At 65.8% G+C, this 14503-nt stretch carries 12 protein-coding genes; 2 read left to right on the top strand and 10 right to left on the bottom strand.

The genetic code is table 11. The features are described 5' to 3' along the window. Positions 1 to 11: 11 nt before the first annotated feature. From PDM29_RS07805 to glnA, 5 genes are all read right to left on the bottom strand, one after another. On the bottom strand, positions 12 to 2738 hold the full coding sequence (locus PDM29_RS07805) for a TonB-dependent receptor (RefSeq protein ID WP_311193280.1): 2727 nt from the start codon (positions 2736 to 2738) through the stop codon (positions 12 to 14). Positions 2739 to 2884: 146 nt separating this feature from the next. Continuing rightward, positions 2885 to 3625, bottom strand: a complete 741-nt coding sequence (locus PDM29_RS07800) for an N-acetylmuramoyl-L-alanine amidase (protein ID WP_311193279.1) — start codon at positions 3623 to 3625, stop codon at positions 2885 to 2887. 243 nt (positions 3626 to 3868) lie between these two features. After that, entirely contained in the window at positions 3869 to 5308 is a 1440-nt protein-coding gene (amt, locus tag PDM29_RS07795; protein WP_311193278.1) for an ammonium transporter, read from the bottom strand. Between the two features lie 21 nt (positions 5309 to 5329). Further along, entirely contained in the window at positions 5330 to 5668 is a 339-nt protein-coding gene (locus tag PDM29_RS07790) for a P-II family nitrogen regulator (protein ID WP_185750173.1), read from the bottom strand. A 301-nt stretch (positions 5669 to 5969) separates the two neighbouring features. After that, entirely contained in the window at positions 5970 to 7379 is a 1410-nt protein-coding gene (glnA, locus tag PDM29_RS07785; protein ID WP_282297721.1) for a type I glutamate--ammonia ligase, read from the bottom strand. Positions 7380 to 7623: 244 nt separating this feature from the next. On the opposite strand from glnA, the gene PDM29_RS07780 reads away from it, so the two are divergent. Together PDM29_RS07780 and PDM29_RS07775 are read left to right on the top strand one after the other, a co-directional pair. Next, positions 7624 to 8418, top strand: coding sequence for an undecaprenyl-diphosphate phosphatase (locus PDM29_RS07780; protein ID WP_125360950.1), 795 nt, complete (start codon positions 7624 to 7626; stop codon positions 8416 to 8418). A 72-nt stretch (positions 8419 to 8490) separates the two neighbouring features. After that, complete coding sequence (locus PDM29_RS07775) at positions 8491 to 9321, top strand: META domain-containing protein (RefSeq protein ID WP_311193277.1); 831 nt, start codon at positions 8491 to 8493, stop codon at positions 9319 to 9321. Between the two features lie 117 nt (positions 9322 to 9438). On the opposite strand, the gene PDM29_RS07770 is transcribed toward PDM29_RS07775, so the two are convergent. The 5 genes from PDM29_RS07770 to PDM29_RS07750 all read right to left on the bottom strand — a co-directional run bounded on the left by PDM29_RS07770 (position 9439) and on the right by PDM29_RS07750 (position 14502). Next, positions 9439 to 10050, bottom strand: coding sequence for a YbhB/YbcL family Raf kinase inhibitor-like protein (locus PDM29_RS07770; protein WP_311193276.1), 612 nt, complete (start codon positions 10048 to 10050; stop codon positions 9439 to 9441). A gap of 10 nt (positions 10051 to 10060) precedes the next feature. Beyond that, complete coding sequence (locus PDM29_RS07765) at positions 10061 to 12130, bottom strand: tetratricopeptide repeat protein (protein WP_311193275.1); 2070 nt, start codon at positions 12128 to 12130, stop codon at positions 10061 to 10063. A gap of 62 nt (positions 12131 to 12192) precedes the next feature. Next, the gene (locus PDM29_RS07760) at positions 12193 to 13182 is read right to left on the bottom strand and encodes a YheT family hydrolase (RefSeq protein WP_311193743.1); all 990 of its coding nucleotides are present in this window, start codon (positions 13180 to 13182) and stop codon (positions 12193 to 12195) included. Positions 13183 to 13239: 57 nt separating this feature from the next. Then, positions 13240 to 14031 carry a lysophospholipid acyltransferase family protein gene (locus PDM29_RS07755; protein WP_311193274.1) on the bottom strand — a complete coding sequence of 264 codons (792 nt, stop codon included), beginning with the start codon at positions 14029 to 14031 and terminating at the stop codon, positions 13240 to 13242. Positions 14032 to 14073: 42 nt separating this feature from the next. Continuing rightward, positions 14074 to 14502, bottom strand: a complete 429-nt coding sequence (locus tag PDM29_RS07750; protein WP_311193273.1) for a hotdog fold thioesterase — start codon at positions 14500 to 14502, stop codon at positions 14074 to 14076. Position 14503: the final 1 nt, after the last annotated feature.

The following is a 14503-nucleotide window of genomic DNA, read 5'->3' as shown; positions in this document are numbered from 1 at the left end:
GGTGGGCGTCCTTACGGGTTCAGGTCGTAGCTGACGTGCAGCGCGTATGTGGGACCGTAGTTGTTGAGGTTGCGCATGTACTCGAAGTTGTCGCCGACGGTCTGGTACTGGTCCTCGCCAAACAGATTGGCGGCGGTGAGGCCCACGGACCACCTGTCATTGATGCGGGTCTTGAGCGACACATCAGTGACGTAGCGCGAGCGGAAGCCTCGGTCGCCCCAGCTGTTGGCCCCGATGGTGAAGATATGCTTTCCGGTGTAGTTCTCGCTGACGGTCAGGCTGGTGTTCAACCACGGCATATGCCAGGTGATACCCAGGTTGGCAATGGTCTTGGGCTGCGAGGCCAGCTGGTGGATGGTGCGTTCGCCACCCGTATAGCGGTAGACCATTTCACCGTCCATCTGCGCGGCGTTGAACAGTACGTCGAAGCGGTGGTCGCCCAGGATCATGTCCCGGTTGATCAGCGACAGCTCGACACCGCGCACGCTGGAATCCTCGAGGTTCTGCGGCGTGTTGATGCTGGTCACACGACCCTGGTCGTCGGTGAACTCGGTGGTGATGCCGGCGATGTTGTCGGTGATGTCCTTGTGGAACACGGCGAGCGAAGCGTAGCCGCGGCCGTCGTTGAAGTACTTCTCCAGCGACAGGTCGAAGTTGGTGGAGCGCTGCGGCTTCAGATCCGGGTTGCCGCGCGAGATGGTGCAGTCGCCGCTGTCTCCGTCGCAGTTGACCACTTCGGCCTGGGCGATGTTGGACGGAATCGGGCGACCGATGGACTTGCTGGCGCTGAAGCGCAGGTTCATCTCGTCGGTCAGATGCGCGGTCAGGTTCAGCGACGGCAGCAGGTTGTCATAGCCACCGCCCTTTCGGCCCGTACCGGTCACGACGCCGGCGGTAATCGCCGGTGTGTGCGCGGTAAACGTGGTGTCGTCGTAGCGTACACCGGCCACCGCTTCGAGGAAGTCGGTGCTGTAATGGAACGAGACGTAGGCGTTCTTGACCGTTTCCAGGTAACGGAAGTCAGAAGCCAGGCTGGAATAGGTGGAACCGGTCTGGTCCACCGGCAGCGCGTCCCAGCCGCCGTTGGCCATGAAGGCGTGGTAGTCGAAGAACGGCAATGCGTACTGCGACTTCGGGTAGCGGAAGCCCGGCTGGTATAGATAGTCGCTGAAGTCGCCGCCGGCCACGTTGTTGCGACGGGTGATGTCGCTGTCCACTTCCAGGCGCTTGTATTCCAATCCGCTGGCGATGCCGAAGCCGCGCGCATCCGGACCGACGTTCCAGCGATGATCCAGACGCACGTCACGCACCTCGGCGGTACCGTAGGTCTGAGACTCGTTGGCGCTGTTGAGGTCGTAGCGAGCGCTGTCGATGATGCCCGGGTCGCTGAGCCCAGTGATGTTGTAGATCTCGGCCACGCCGGGCGAGGCATAGGTGAGGCTCTGGCCGACCGGCTTGGCGGTGAGGCGGGTGCTGCGGCCGTGGGCGTTGATACGGTCACGGGTGTAGCCGCCGCGCAGCGCCAGCCACTGGTTGTCCTGCTCCCATTCAATGCCGCCCAGCACGCCACGGTTGTTGCGGGCCCAGACCTTGTTTTCAAAGATGACGTTGAGCGAATCAATCCCCTTGGTTCCGGACACCGGGGTCTGGTCGGTGACGTTGCGCTGGGTGATGAACTCGTAGCCGTTCTCGGTGCGGCGCTCTTCCATGCCGTAGTTGTACATCAGCACCGAGGCGCGGAACGGGCTGTCGCTGGGCATCCACTCCAGCTTCGCCGAGCCACCGTAGGTGCGGATCCAGCGGTTGTCGGCGTAGTAGGCGAAGTTGTTCGGCGCGGACATGCCGTTCCAACCCAGGTTCTCCAGCGGGCCGGAGATGTAGTTGCCCTGGTTGTCGAAGAACTGCTGCGAGCTCTGGAAGAGCTTGTTCTGTGAGGTCTGGAAGTCCTGATTGCGTGCGGACAGCGTGATGCCGAACTGGTCGCTGCTTCCGAAGGTGGTGCTGTACGAGCCGCTGAGGCCACTGCCCCAGCGGTCGGTGGCCTGCGACATGCTGTTGCGGCCGTCGTCATTGCTCAGCGCATGGTAATTGACGCTGGCATCCAGGTGCAGCGAATTGCGCGGCTTGTCGAAGGCGCTGCCGCTGACCAGGTTGATGCCGGCACCAATGCTGTCCGGGTTCTGCTCGGCACTGAAGGTCTTGAAGATGTCGATGCGCGCGGCGATGTCGTTCGGAATCAGCTGCAGGTTGATCTTGCGCTCGCCACCGCCTTCGTCACCGACCGACGCCATGGTGATGCCATCCAGCGTAGTGCTGTTGAGATTGGCGGCAATACCGCGCACGGTCACGTAGCGCGGCTGGTCTTCGTCACGCATCAGGCTGACGCCGGGAGCCACCACCAGGCGCTGGGCGATGGAGTTTTCCTGGCTGGTGACCTGGATGCTTTCCTGGTCAATGGAGTCCACCAGCACGGACGAGCGTCGCTTGGCGTCGACCGCGGTAGCGGTAACGCCGGCGTTGGCGGTGACCTGCAGGGCGTCGAGGGTGGTGGCGTCGGCTGCAGCACCTGGGCGGGCTGCAGCGGTATCGGCGACATCATCCAGCGGCGCAGCGTGCAGCTGCGACATCGCCAGCAACAGCGCAATCGCCAAGCCGGTCCTCGTTGCCGGTGCTGCGCTGCGCGACTTGAAATGCGCGGTGTGCGCGGACGGGAACGACGACGGGCGGTACGACGACATACGCAGAATCTCCTTGGTTAGATCGATCTAAACCGCTAGCGTATGGGTTGGATGTGACAGTGGGATTCCAGTTTTGTGGTGGGTTGGGGCGGAACTGTGAGGTGCCGCACGAATCGGGCACGGCGAAGCCACGCAGGGCGTGGCGATCAACGCATCTGCAACAACAACGAATGCAGAATGCGTGCGTCCTCCGCATCCAGCACCTGCGGCAGATCGTCGCGCCCACGGAAGCGCCGATGGAAAGCGCCCACCGCCGCCTCCCGGTTCGCGAGCGAATAGCCGAACGCCTGCAGCGCCAGCATCGCATCAAATCCGGCCGGCGCAGGCCCATCGCTTACGCGCGGCCACAACCCGAATCCCGCCTCGGCCAATTGCTTCCACGGGAAATAGCGGCTGGGATCGCTCTTGCGCGTCGGAGCCAGATCCGCATGCGCGATGATCTGGCTGCGCGGGATTCCCAATCGGGTGCACACATCGTCCAGCAGCCGGATCAGCGCGGCAATCTGCGCCGGTTCAAAAGGCGTCTTGCCGTCGTTGTCGATCTCGATGCCGATCGAGGTGGAGTTGAGGTCGCTCAGCGAGTCCCAGCGCCCGCCACCGGCATGCCAGGCACGGCGGTTGTCGGCCACCAGCTGGTAGATGTGTCCGTCGGAACCGACCAGATAGTGCGAGCTGACCTTGCCGCCGCTGTTGGCGGTGCGCAGCGTGTGCAGGCTCTGCTGCACGTTGTCCTGGTCAGTGTGGTGCAGGACGATGATGACCGGCTTGCGCTCGTTGTGGTTCGGGGATGGCACCCAGGTGGCGAGCGGACTGCGGATGTCAGTGGTGGCGCAGCTGGTGAGCAGCAGCGTGACGAGCAATGCGAACAGGAGGCGGAATCGGCGCATGGCCCGATTGTGGCCGATTGGGGCGTGCGGTGCGAATGAAAGAAAAAGACCGGCGATCTTGGGAATCGCCGGTCAAGACAGCTTCTCTCTCTCGTTTCTTGTATCTGATATTGCTGAGGTTGCCGGCCAGCGGCCGGCACTACCGTGTTTCGTTCGGGTTTGCTGCGGTTGCCGGGCATGGCCCGGCACTACGGATTGCGATTTTTCTGTAGTGCCGGGCCATGCCCGGCACCACGTCGTGCATCACACCTCGTACGCAGATTCGCCGTGCGAGGTCACGTCGAGGCCGGTGCGTTCGGCTTCTTCGGTGACGCGCAGGCCGACCACCAGCTTGACCACCAGCAGGATGGCGGCGGTGACGACGGCGCACCAGACGATGGTGAAGCCGACGCTGACCACCTGCACCCACACCTGGTGACCAATATCCAGGTCCGCCTTGGTGCCGCCCAGCGACTGTGCGCTGAACACACCGGTGAGGATGGCACCGACGATGCCGCCAATGCCGTGCACGCCGAACACGTCGGCGGTGTCATCCACGCGCAGCAGGCGCTTCAGACCGGTCACGCCCCATACGCAGACCACGCCGGCGACCAGGCCGATGACGATCGCACCAAGCGGACCGACGGTACCGCAGGCCGGGGTGATGCCGACCAGGCCGGCCACGGCACCCGAAGCGGCACCCAGTGCGGACGGCTTGCCCTTGCTCACCGCTTCGACCAGGGTCCAGCCCAACACCGCAGCGGCGGTGGCGAGGATCGTGTTGATGAAGGCCAGCGAGGCAACGGTGTCGGCGGCAGCTGCCGAACCGGCGTTGAAGCCGAACCAGCCCACCCACAGCAGCATTGCGCCGATGTAGGTGAACGGCACGTTGTGCGGCTTCAGCGCGGTCTGGCCGTAGCCGATGCGCTTGCCCACGAAGTAGGCGGCCACCAGACCGGCGACGCCGGCATTGATGTGCACCACGGTGCCGCCGGCGAAGTCGATCGCACCCATTTCACCCAGGTAGCCGCCGCCCCACACGATGTGGGCCATCGGGATGTAGCTCAGGGTGAACCACAGGGCCGAGAACAACAGCACCGCCTTGAACTTGATGCGTTCGGCAAAGGCACCGACGATCAGCGCGGTGGTGATGCCGGCGAAGGTGGACTGGAAGGCGACGAACAGATAATCCGGCAGGCCGGCAATCGGCGTGTTGCCAACCGAGTCGGGCGCGAAGCCCTTGAGGAAGGCGAACTGGGTGAATGAGCCGAAGAAGGCGTTGCCTTCGCTGAACACCGCGCTGTAGCCGTAGGCCACCCACAGCATCAGCACCAGGGAGAACACCACCAGGATCTGGCTGAGTACCGAGAGCACGTTCTTGGAACGCACCAGGCCGCCGTAGAACAAGGCCAGACCGGGCACCACCATCAGCAGCACCAGCAGGGTGCTGGTGAGCATCCAGGCCACGTCGCCATGGTCGAAGGCGGGCGCGGCGGCGGCTTCTTCTGCGGGTGCTGCAGCGGCCGTTGCAGCGGCGGGATCAGGCAGCGGCTCAACCGCGACGTTTTCTTCCGCGACTGGTGCCACCTGGGCCTGGGCATGTGCGGTGCTGGAGAATGCGCCCACGGCCAATGCGCTGAGCAGCATCATCAGGCACACGGCGTGGAACCGGGCCTGCCACCCGGTCAACAAAGAGGTCTTCATGCTGGGGACTCCGAGTGAGAGTTAGAGCGCGTCTGCGCCGATTTCGCCGGTGCGGATGCGCACCACCTGTTCCACAGGCGTAACGAAGATCTTGCCGTCACCGATCTTGCCGGTGCCGGCCGCGTTCTGGATCGCTTCAACCACCGCATCCAGGCGGTCGTCGGTGACCACGGTTTCAATCTTGATCTTCGGCAGGAAATCCACGACGTACTCCGCGCCGCGGTACAACTCGGTATGGCCCTTCTGCCGGCCGAAGCCTTTCACTTCGGTCACGGTGATGCCCGACACGCCCGCGTCGGAGAGGGCCTCGCGGACCTCGTCGAGCTTGAACGGCCGGATGATGGCGGAGATCAGTTTCATGCGCATGTCCCGATGGTGGATGGAACCGGCCTGCCGTAGCAGGCCGGCGTCAGGTCAACCGGCGGCCACTTGCACATGGCCGCCGGCTGTCGCGCCGAACGATGCGTGGACCACGCCGTGCCGACGCCCGTTACGGGCGACGCCAGCGGTGACGCGGGAGGGAGGAAGGCCCATGCAGCGTCCGGTCTCTCTTGCCCCTGGTGTTACGTGAAACGGTGGTGCGCCCTGCCACTCCCCAGCGGCAGAACGGTGACGACGACGAAGGTGGGAGGGATGTCCTTCGTCGTCGCCACCTGGTTGCTCAGTTGGCGTAGTACAGCTGGTATTCCAGCGGGTGGGTCGCCGCACGGAACTTGGTCACTTCCTGCATCTTCAGCGCGATGTAGCCGTCGATGAAGTCGTCGCTCATGACGCCGCCGGCCTTCAGGAACTCGCGGTCCTTGTCCAGCGCTTCCAGGGCCTGGTCGAGCGAGGAGCAGACCTGCGGAATCAGCTTTTCTTCTTCCGGCGGCAGGTCGTACAGGTCCTTGTCGCTCGGTGCGCCCGGGTCGATCTGGTTCTTGATGCCGTCCAGGCCGGCCATCATCAGCGCGGTGAAGGTCAGGTAGCCGGACTGGATCGGGTCCGGGAAGCGCATTTCAATGCGGCGCGCCTTCGGGTTGGAGACCCACGGAATGCGGCACGAGGCCGAGCGGTTGCGGGCCGAGTAGGCCAGCATCACCGGGGCTTCGAAGCCCGGAACCAGACGCTTGTAGCTGTTGGTGCCGGAGTTGGAGAAGGCGTTGATGGCCTTGGCGTGCTTGAAGATGCCGCCGATGTACCACAGCGCCAGCTGGCTCAGGCCACCGTAGCCGTCGCCGGAGAACAGGTTGGTGCCGCCCTTGGACAGCGACTGGTGCACGTGCATGCCGCTGCCGTTGTCGCCGACGATCGGCTTGGGCATGAAGGTGGCGGTCTTGCCGTTGCGGTGGGCGACGTTCTTGATGACGTGCTTCATGCGCAGCAGTTCGTCGGCCTTCTGCACCAGGGTGCTGAACTTGGTGCCGATTTCGCACTGGCCGGCGGTGGCCACTTCGTGGTGCTGCACTTCCACTTCGATGCCGACCTGGGCCAGCGTCTTGCACATTTCAGCGCGCAGGTCGTGCAGCGAGTCGGTCGGCGGAACCGGGAAGTAACCGCCCTTCACGGCCGGACGGTAACCGCTGTTGGCACCGTCGTACTTGGCACCGGTGTTCCAGGCGGCTTCTTCGGAGTCGACCTTGAAGAAGGTGTTGCCCATGTCGTTGGCGAAACGGACCGAATCGAAGATGAAGAATTCCGGCTCCGGACCGAAGAAAGCGGATTCGGCAATGCCGGAGGACTTCAGGTAGGCCTCGGCGCGCTTGGCGATGCCGCGCGGGCAGCGGCCGTACGGCTGCATGGTGGCCGGGTCGAGGATGTCGCAGCTGATCACCAGGGTCGGGTCGGCGTAGAACGGGTCGACGTAGGCGCTGGCCGGATCCGGCAGCAGGACCATGTCGGATTCGTTGATGCCCTTCCAGCCGGCGATCGAGCTGCCGTCGAACATCTTGCCTTCTTCAAACAGCGACGGCTCCACGATGCTGACCGGGAAGGTGACGTGCTGTTCGACGCCACGCATATCGACAAAGCGCAGGTCGATGAACTCGATCTGGTTGTCCTTGATCAGCTTCTCAACATTTTCCACGGACATCGGTGAAACCTCGAATGGGTGATTGCCTGGGTACATACAGCAATCCCCGTGCCAACTTTTCGGGCTTCACAAGTTGTTGATTTGGCTGGCTGGGGCGGTGGACCTCCCCTGAACGGTGCGCACCATTGCGGTGCATTGGCCGGATCGTGCACACATTTGGTGCGTGGTGGGATGTTTTATATTGGACAACGTCCTTACGCGCAGCCGGGCAAGCCCGGCTTTACGTTCCCAACCGAGCTCTCTGATGTCCGATCTGCTTTCCGCCCTGTTGCTGGGCATTCTTGAAGGTCTTACCGAATTCCTCCCCATTTCCAGCACCGGCCATCTGCTGATCGCCCAGCACTGGCTGGGCGAGCGCTCGGACTTCTTCAACATCGTGATCCAGGCCGGTGCGATCCTGGCCATCACCCTGGTGTTCCGCCAGCGCCTGTGGCAGCTGGCCACGGGTCTGCATGAGAAGGCCAACCGCGATTACGTATTGAAGCTGGGCACCGCGTTCCTGGTCACGGCGGTCGTGGGCCTGCCGGTGCGACTGGCCGGCTGGGAGCTGCCGGAAACGGTCACCCCGATTGCGTGGGCGCTGATCATCGGCGGCATCTGGATGCTGCTGGTGGAAGCGCGCACCGCCAAGCTGCCCGACCGCACCGAGGTGACCTGGACGGTGGCGGTGCTGGTGGGCCTGGCGCAGGTGGTGGCCGGGGTATTCCCGGGCACTTCGCGCTCGGCTTCAGCGATCTTTGTGGCGATGCTGTTCGGCCTGAGCCGGCGCGCGGCGGCGACTGAATTCGTGTTCCTGGTCGGCATTCCCACCATGTTCGCCGCCAGTGCCTACGCATTCCTGGAGCTGGCCAAAGACGGCAAGCTGGCCAGCGAGAACTGGACCGACGTGGGCGTGGCCTTTGTTGCCGCCATCATCACCGGCTTCGTCGTAGTGAAGTGGTTGCTGGGCTACATCAAGCAGCACCGGTTCACCGCGTTTGCGTTCTACCGCATCGCGCTGGGCGTGGGGCTGCTGCTGTGGCTGCCTGCCGGTAGCTGAACAGGCCGGCGCGCGGGCAACCCCATCCGGGTGGTTCCCGCGTTCAATCCCGCGTTCTTCAAGGAGATGCTCATGAAACGCAACCTGATGCTGATTCTGCCGCTGGCCCTGCTGGCCGCCTGCAGCAACCCGTCCAACGAAGCACCGGGTGGCCCGGGCCGCGACGAACTGGCCCCGGCCCCGACCGCCGCCGCCGACCAGAAGGCGGTGGCGAAGCTGGACGCGCAGCAGCTGCTGGCCAACCACTGGGTGCTGGAAAGCGCCACCGACAGCAGCGGCAAGCGCATTGATGCGCTGTTCGCACGCACCGAAAAGCCGGTCACGCTGGACTTCGTGGACGGCCGCGTGGCGGTCAGCAATACCTGCAACCGCATGGGCGGCGGCTACACCCTGGCCGACGGCACGCTGACCATCTCGCCGCTGGCCTCAACGATGATGGCCTGCACTGACAAGGCACTGATGGCGCTGGACCAGGCAGTGGGTTCACGCCTGGAAGGCGCGTTGAAGGCCGACCTCGGCAGCAATGACCAGCTGACCCTGCACACCGCCAGCGGCGACGTGCTGGTGTTCGGGCCGCGACCGACCGCGGAAACGCGTTTCGGCGGTCCGGGCGAGACGGTGTTCATTGAAGTGGCCGCGCAGACCAAGCCCTGCCCGCATCCGCTGATCCGCGACATGCAGTGCCTGCAGACCCGCGAAGTGAAGTTCGACGACAAGGGCTTGAAGGTCGGAACGCCGGGGGCATTCGAGAACTTCTACAGCAGCATCGAGGGTTACACGCATGCGCCGGGCACCCGCAATGTGCTGCGGGTGAAACGCTTTGCGATTGCCAACCCGCCGGCGGATGCGCCGTCGCAGGCGTATGTGCTGGACATGGTGGTGGAGTCGGCGGTCGAGAAGTAATCCCGCGTTGGGTGCCGACCAACGGTCGGCACCTACCGGGTTCAAACAATTCGGTCGGCCCCCACCGGGTTTCCGACGGTTCGGTAGGTACCGACCGTTGGTCGGTACCACGCGGGATTACACCAGCGCCGGATTCAACGTATACGTGCCGTGCAGTGAAGCCTCAGCCAGCACATGCCCCTGCATCGCCCGCTGCACATCGGCCGCCGTAAACGGCGTCGGCAGCTCCAGCGTCGCCACGTCCAGCGCGAACACGCGGAAGAAGTACCGGTGCACCAGCTCGTCGTTGAACGGCGGGTACGGGCCGTCATAGCCCAGGTACTGCCCTTCCATGTCGGCATTGCCGGCAAACCAGCCGGTGAAGTCGTTCAAACCCTGGCGCGCGCCGGCCGGACCGGCCGGCTGCGGCTTGCCCTTCACGGTAAAGCCTTCGCTGCAGCTGCCTTCGGCCAGCTCGCGTACGTCGGCCGGAATATCGGCCATGGCCCAGTGAGTGAACGGTGCGCGCGGCTGGTCGGCCGGCACCGTGCGGTCATGGCGACCGACCGTTTCCGGCACGGTGGGCACGTCGGGGTCGATGCACAGCAGCGCGAACGAACGGGTGCCCTCGGGCACCTCGCTCCAGGCCAGCTGCGGGTTGCGGTTGCCGGCAAAGCCGTTGGCATCTCCGGCGGCAAACGCGGCGGGAATCGGCTGGCCATTGACCAGACTGGTGCTGCTCAACTTCATGGGGGGCTCCTTACGCTTCCGAGTAACCCAGACGGACCGCCACCGGCGTCAGCTGCGCGAACGCGGCAGACAGTTCGTTCTGGTAATTGCGCCAGTGACCTGCCGGCAGGCGCGCCGGACCCAGGGTCTGCGCGGGCGGCATGACCACGCCGAACAGCCCGCCCAGATATTCGGCCATGGCCGCCGGGTCGTTGCCGATGTTGTCGATGCGCACCAGCGCGTGCGGGTACAGGTCCTGTTCGTGCAGGGTGGCGACCTGGGCCAGCGCGCGCGCCAGCCATTCGGCTGCTTCGCTCACCGAGTTGACCGCGAACGGAGCGGGTGCGCCGTGCGCCAGCCACTGCAGCAGCATGTCGCGCGGATCACGCAGCACCACCAGCAGGCGACCTTCCGGCAGCTGTGGGCGCAGCGACCACAACAGGGCGTTGTCCCACCACAGCAGCCAGTCGATCACGTTGGCGTCGGCCAGACCGCGCTCGGCCAGCGCTTCGCGCCAGCGGGTCACCAGCTGCACGGGGTCCAGCTTGCCGGTCGAGAGGTCCTGCAGGGTGTGGTAGCTCTGGAAGGCGTCATTGGGCGGGGTGGGACCGAAGCGGTCGCCACGCAGCACCGGGCTGGCAGCGGCGATGGCGGCGACCACGCGCTCCACGCCGGAACCCGGGGCACCCCAGACGAACATCGGGCGTGCGGCAACGTCTTCGGCAACCTCGCCCTTGTCCGGCCAGCTCAGCGGAGCCTTGGCCTGCGGCGGCAGCGGCAGGCGACGCGCGGCTTCGTCGGCATGCAGGCCGGCCCAGGTGGCCAGCGCATCGGCCGGGCGGCCGGCGCGGTCCTGCACCGCACCCAGCCACGCGCGCAGGTCGTTTTTCGCCGCGTCCGGGGCCGTGTCCATCAGTGCCTGCACGTGGGCAATGGCCGCATCGGCATCGCGTGCCAGCAGGGCTTCCACCAGACGGGTCTCGCCGGTGACGCGGCCCGGTTCCAGCGCCACGATGCGACGTGCCACGGCTTCGGCACCTTCGGCGTCGTTCTGCATGTCATGCAGACGCATGCGGGTTTCCAGCGCCGGCAGGTGCTCCGGCATGGCGGTCAGCCAGCGCTCCACCACCGCGGTGGCGTCTTCACTGCCGACCGGTTCCACCGACAGGCGCGCCAGCCACAGGTTGTGCTCCTGCGGGTGGGTGTCCACCGCAGCATCCAGCACCTCGCGTGCCTGCGCTTCGCGGCCCAGGCGCTGCCAGGCCAGCAGCAGCAGCTGCAGGGTCTGGCGGTCGCCCGGCCACTGCTCCAGCACCGGCAGCAGGTGTTCCAGCGCCTGCAGCGGCTGGCCGGCCTGCAGGGCCAGTTCGCCGGCCAGGCGGCGCAGGCCGGGCGAGTCGCTGTCCGGACGCGCCAGCAGCTGGCCCATGGTTTGCGCGGCACTATCCACGTTGCCCTGGCGCAGCGCCAGCTGCACCAGCAGGCCGTGCAGCGAGGTGATGCTGGGGTTCTGCTCGAGCACGCGGCGGAAGGCCTGCTCGGCGAAAGCCAGGGTGCCCTTGCCCATGTGCGCGAAGCCCAGCGCGTACAGCACGCGCGCATCGTTGGGCAGCATCTGGCTGGCGGCCGACAGCAGCGCCAGGGCACGGTCATGGTCGTTGCGGCGCAGCGCGATCATGCCCAGCAGCGCGACCACTTCAGGATGGTCTTCATCGACACGGGCGGCCAGGCGGGTGATCCGCTCGGCCTCGTCCACGTCGTTGCGGGCCAGTGCCAGGTGCGCCTGCATCACATACGCCGAGTGCTCATTCGGGTTGAGGGTGGCGGTGCGATCCAGCGCACTGCCGGCGGCATCGAACTGGCGCAGGGCCAGCAGCAGGCCGGCGTGCTGCAGGTGCAGTTCGGCGTTGTCCGGGTCCAGCCCCAGTGCCTGCTGCAGGCTTTCCAGCGCCGCGTCGTACTGGGCCTGCTGCTGCAGGGCCAGGGCCAGCCAACGGTGCGCCTGCGGCTGCGCCGGTTCGTTCTGGGTCCATTCCCGCGCCAGCTGCACGGCTTCATCAGCCGCATTGCGGCGCAGGGCATCAACAATCTGGTCTTGCATGACAGTCCGGCTTGGGCTCAAACCCCGATTGTAAGGCACCCTGCCGGCCGGCCCTACCCGCTTCAGCGCAGGGCTTCGCAGCCCAGTCGCCCGGCCACCCAGCGTTCGGAGAAGCCGTCGCCGCGCCAGTTCTCCAGGAACCCGCAGTGGCCGCCCCACGGGGCGATGTCCAGCTTCGCGCTGGCAGGCAGGCACCAGCCGTTGAAGGTGGCATAGGGAATGACCGGGTCGTCCTCGGCCATCAGGATGTCAGCCGGCACGCTCAGCGCAGCCAGGCGGTCGCCGGCAATGGAGTAGCCGTCGAAGTAGGCCTGCAGCGAGCCGTAGGTGGTGTGGTGCTCGACCAGCCAGGCCGTCAGCGCGCGGATGTCCAGCTTCAGCACGCGATCGTCCCAGTCGCTCAGTTCGGGGAACAGGTCGCGCTTGCGGCGCAGCGACCCGGCCCACTTGCGGCGGAAGTACCAGTCGTACATCGCCGGCCCGTTCTCGATGCTTTCCATGGTGATGGCCGGGTCCAGCACCGGGCATACCGAGGCGACCCGGCGCAGCGGCACGCCGGCGTCGGGCGCGCGCAGCGCCAGGCGCAGCACGAAATTGCCGCCCAGCGAGTAGCCGGCGGCCACCAATGGCAGCTGCGGCCAGCGCCGGGCGATGTCCCCGGCGGCCTGCACCACTTCCTCGATCCGGTTGGAGTGGAAGATGCCCGGGTTGAGATGATGGGTATTGCCATGGTCCCGGAAGTTAAGCCGGATCACGTCGTAACCCGACTCCAGCATGCGCGCGGCGGTCATGCGCATGTAGCTGGATTCGGCACTGCCCTCCCAGCCGTGCAGCAACAGCGCCATGCCGACCGGTTCACGGCCTTCGATGCGGCTGTGCCAGCCCTGCAGGCGTACGCCTTCGCCGCCGTCAAGAATGAGTTCTTCGGTCACCGCCCCGGTTGCCGCGAGCAGCACCAGGCCGCGCTGCATGCGCATGCGGCTGGAACTGAGCATCGACTGCAGGTGCGGATTGCGCAGCCAACGCGGCGGACGGTAGTCGGCAGCGGTCAACATGGGCGCGAGCCTGTTACGGACAACGACGATGGCGCGGGAACGGGCGCCATCGCCTTACTCGGCCGTCATGGCCGCCACGATGCGCGCACGCGAAGTTTCGGCGATGCGGCGACGGCCTTCAAGATCGTGGGTTTCAATGGGGTCGAGGAAATGCACCTCGGCCCGCCGCGCCGGCTCACCGAGCAGGCGCAGGAAGTTGGCAAAGAAGCTCTCTTTCGGGCCGAACGCCACGATGGTCTGGGCATCACCCTGCCAGCCGTAACGAAGCGCGACCGGCTGCACCGGCACATGGGTTTCCACCGCAGCCTGGAAGATACGCGCATGGAACGGCCCGACCTCGGTGCCGCCCCGGGTGCGCCCTTCCGGGAACACGCCCACGGCCTTGCCTTCCTGCAGGCGCTCGACCATCACCTGCATCACCCCACCCAACGACTCGGTGCTGCCACGCTGGTGGAAGATGGTCTGCCCGCGTGCGGCCAGCCACCCGACCACCGGCCAGCTGGCGATCTCGCGCTTGGCCACGAAGCCCATCATGCGCTGGCTGTGCAGCACGCTGATATCCACCCAGCTGACGTGATTGGCAACGAACAGCACCGCACCCGGCAACGGCGTGCCAATGCGTTGCAGGCGGAAACCGAAGATCCACATCAGCCCGCCCTGCCAGGCGTTGACCACGGCGTGTCCGAGTGCGCGATCACCCACGCGCACATGCGCCCACAACGGCAACATGCCGATCAGGGTCAGGGGCAGGAACAGCAGGACGTGAACCAGCAGCAAGGGAACGCGGTACAGGTAACGGCACACACGCGCCACGCCGCCACGCGGGGCCGAAGTGGGGGAAGTCATCCGGGCACGATACTCCAGCACAGCGGGGTCTGCCAGCTGTTCTCAGGCCGCCGGGACCACGGCCAGGGTCAGCCGCGACGTGCAGACCAGCTTGCCGGCCTCGTCTTCGATGCGGATGTCCCACACATGGGTGCTGCGGCCCACATGCACGGCCCGGGCGGTGCCGGTGACGGTGCCACTGCGCTGGGCGCGGATGTGATTGGCATTGATCTCCAACCCGACGCACACCTGCTTTGTGGTGTCGACGCACAGATTGCCGGCGCTGCTGCCCAGGGTTTCGGCCAGCACCACCGAGGCACCGCCATGCAGCAGGCCATACGGCTGGCGGGTACGCGCATCCACCGGCATGGTGGCGCTGACCCAGTCCTCGCCGGCGGCGGTGAACACAATGCCCAGATGTTCGATCAGGGTGTTGCGGCTGAGTGCGTTGAGGGCATCGATCGACACCGGCTCGCGGAAAACCTGGGGCATG

The sequence above is a fragment of the Stenotrophomonas oahuensis genome (genome assembly GCF_031834595.1).
Taxonomy (GTDB): Bacteria; Pseudomonadota; Gammaproteobacteria; order Xanthomonadales; family Xanthomonadaceae; genus Stenotrophomonas; species Stenotrophomonas oahuensis.
This window is presented reverse-complemented; position numbering and strand designations above follow the sequence as displayed.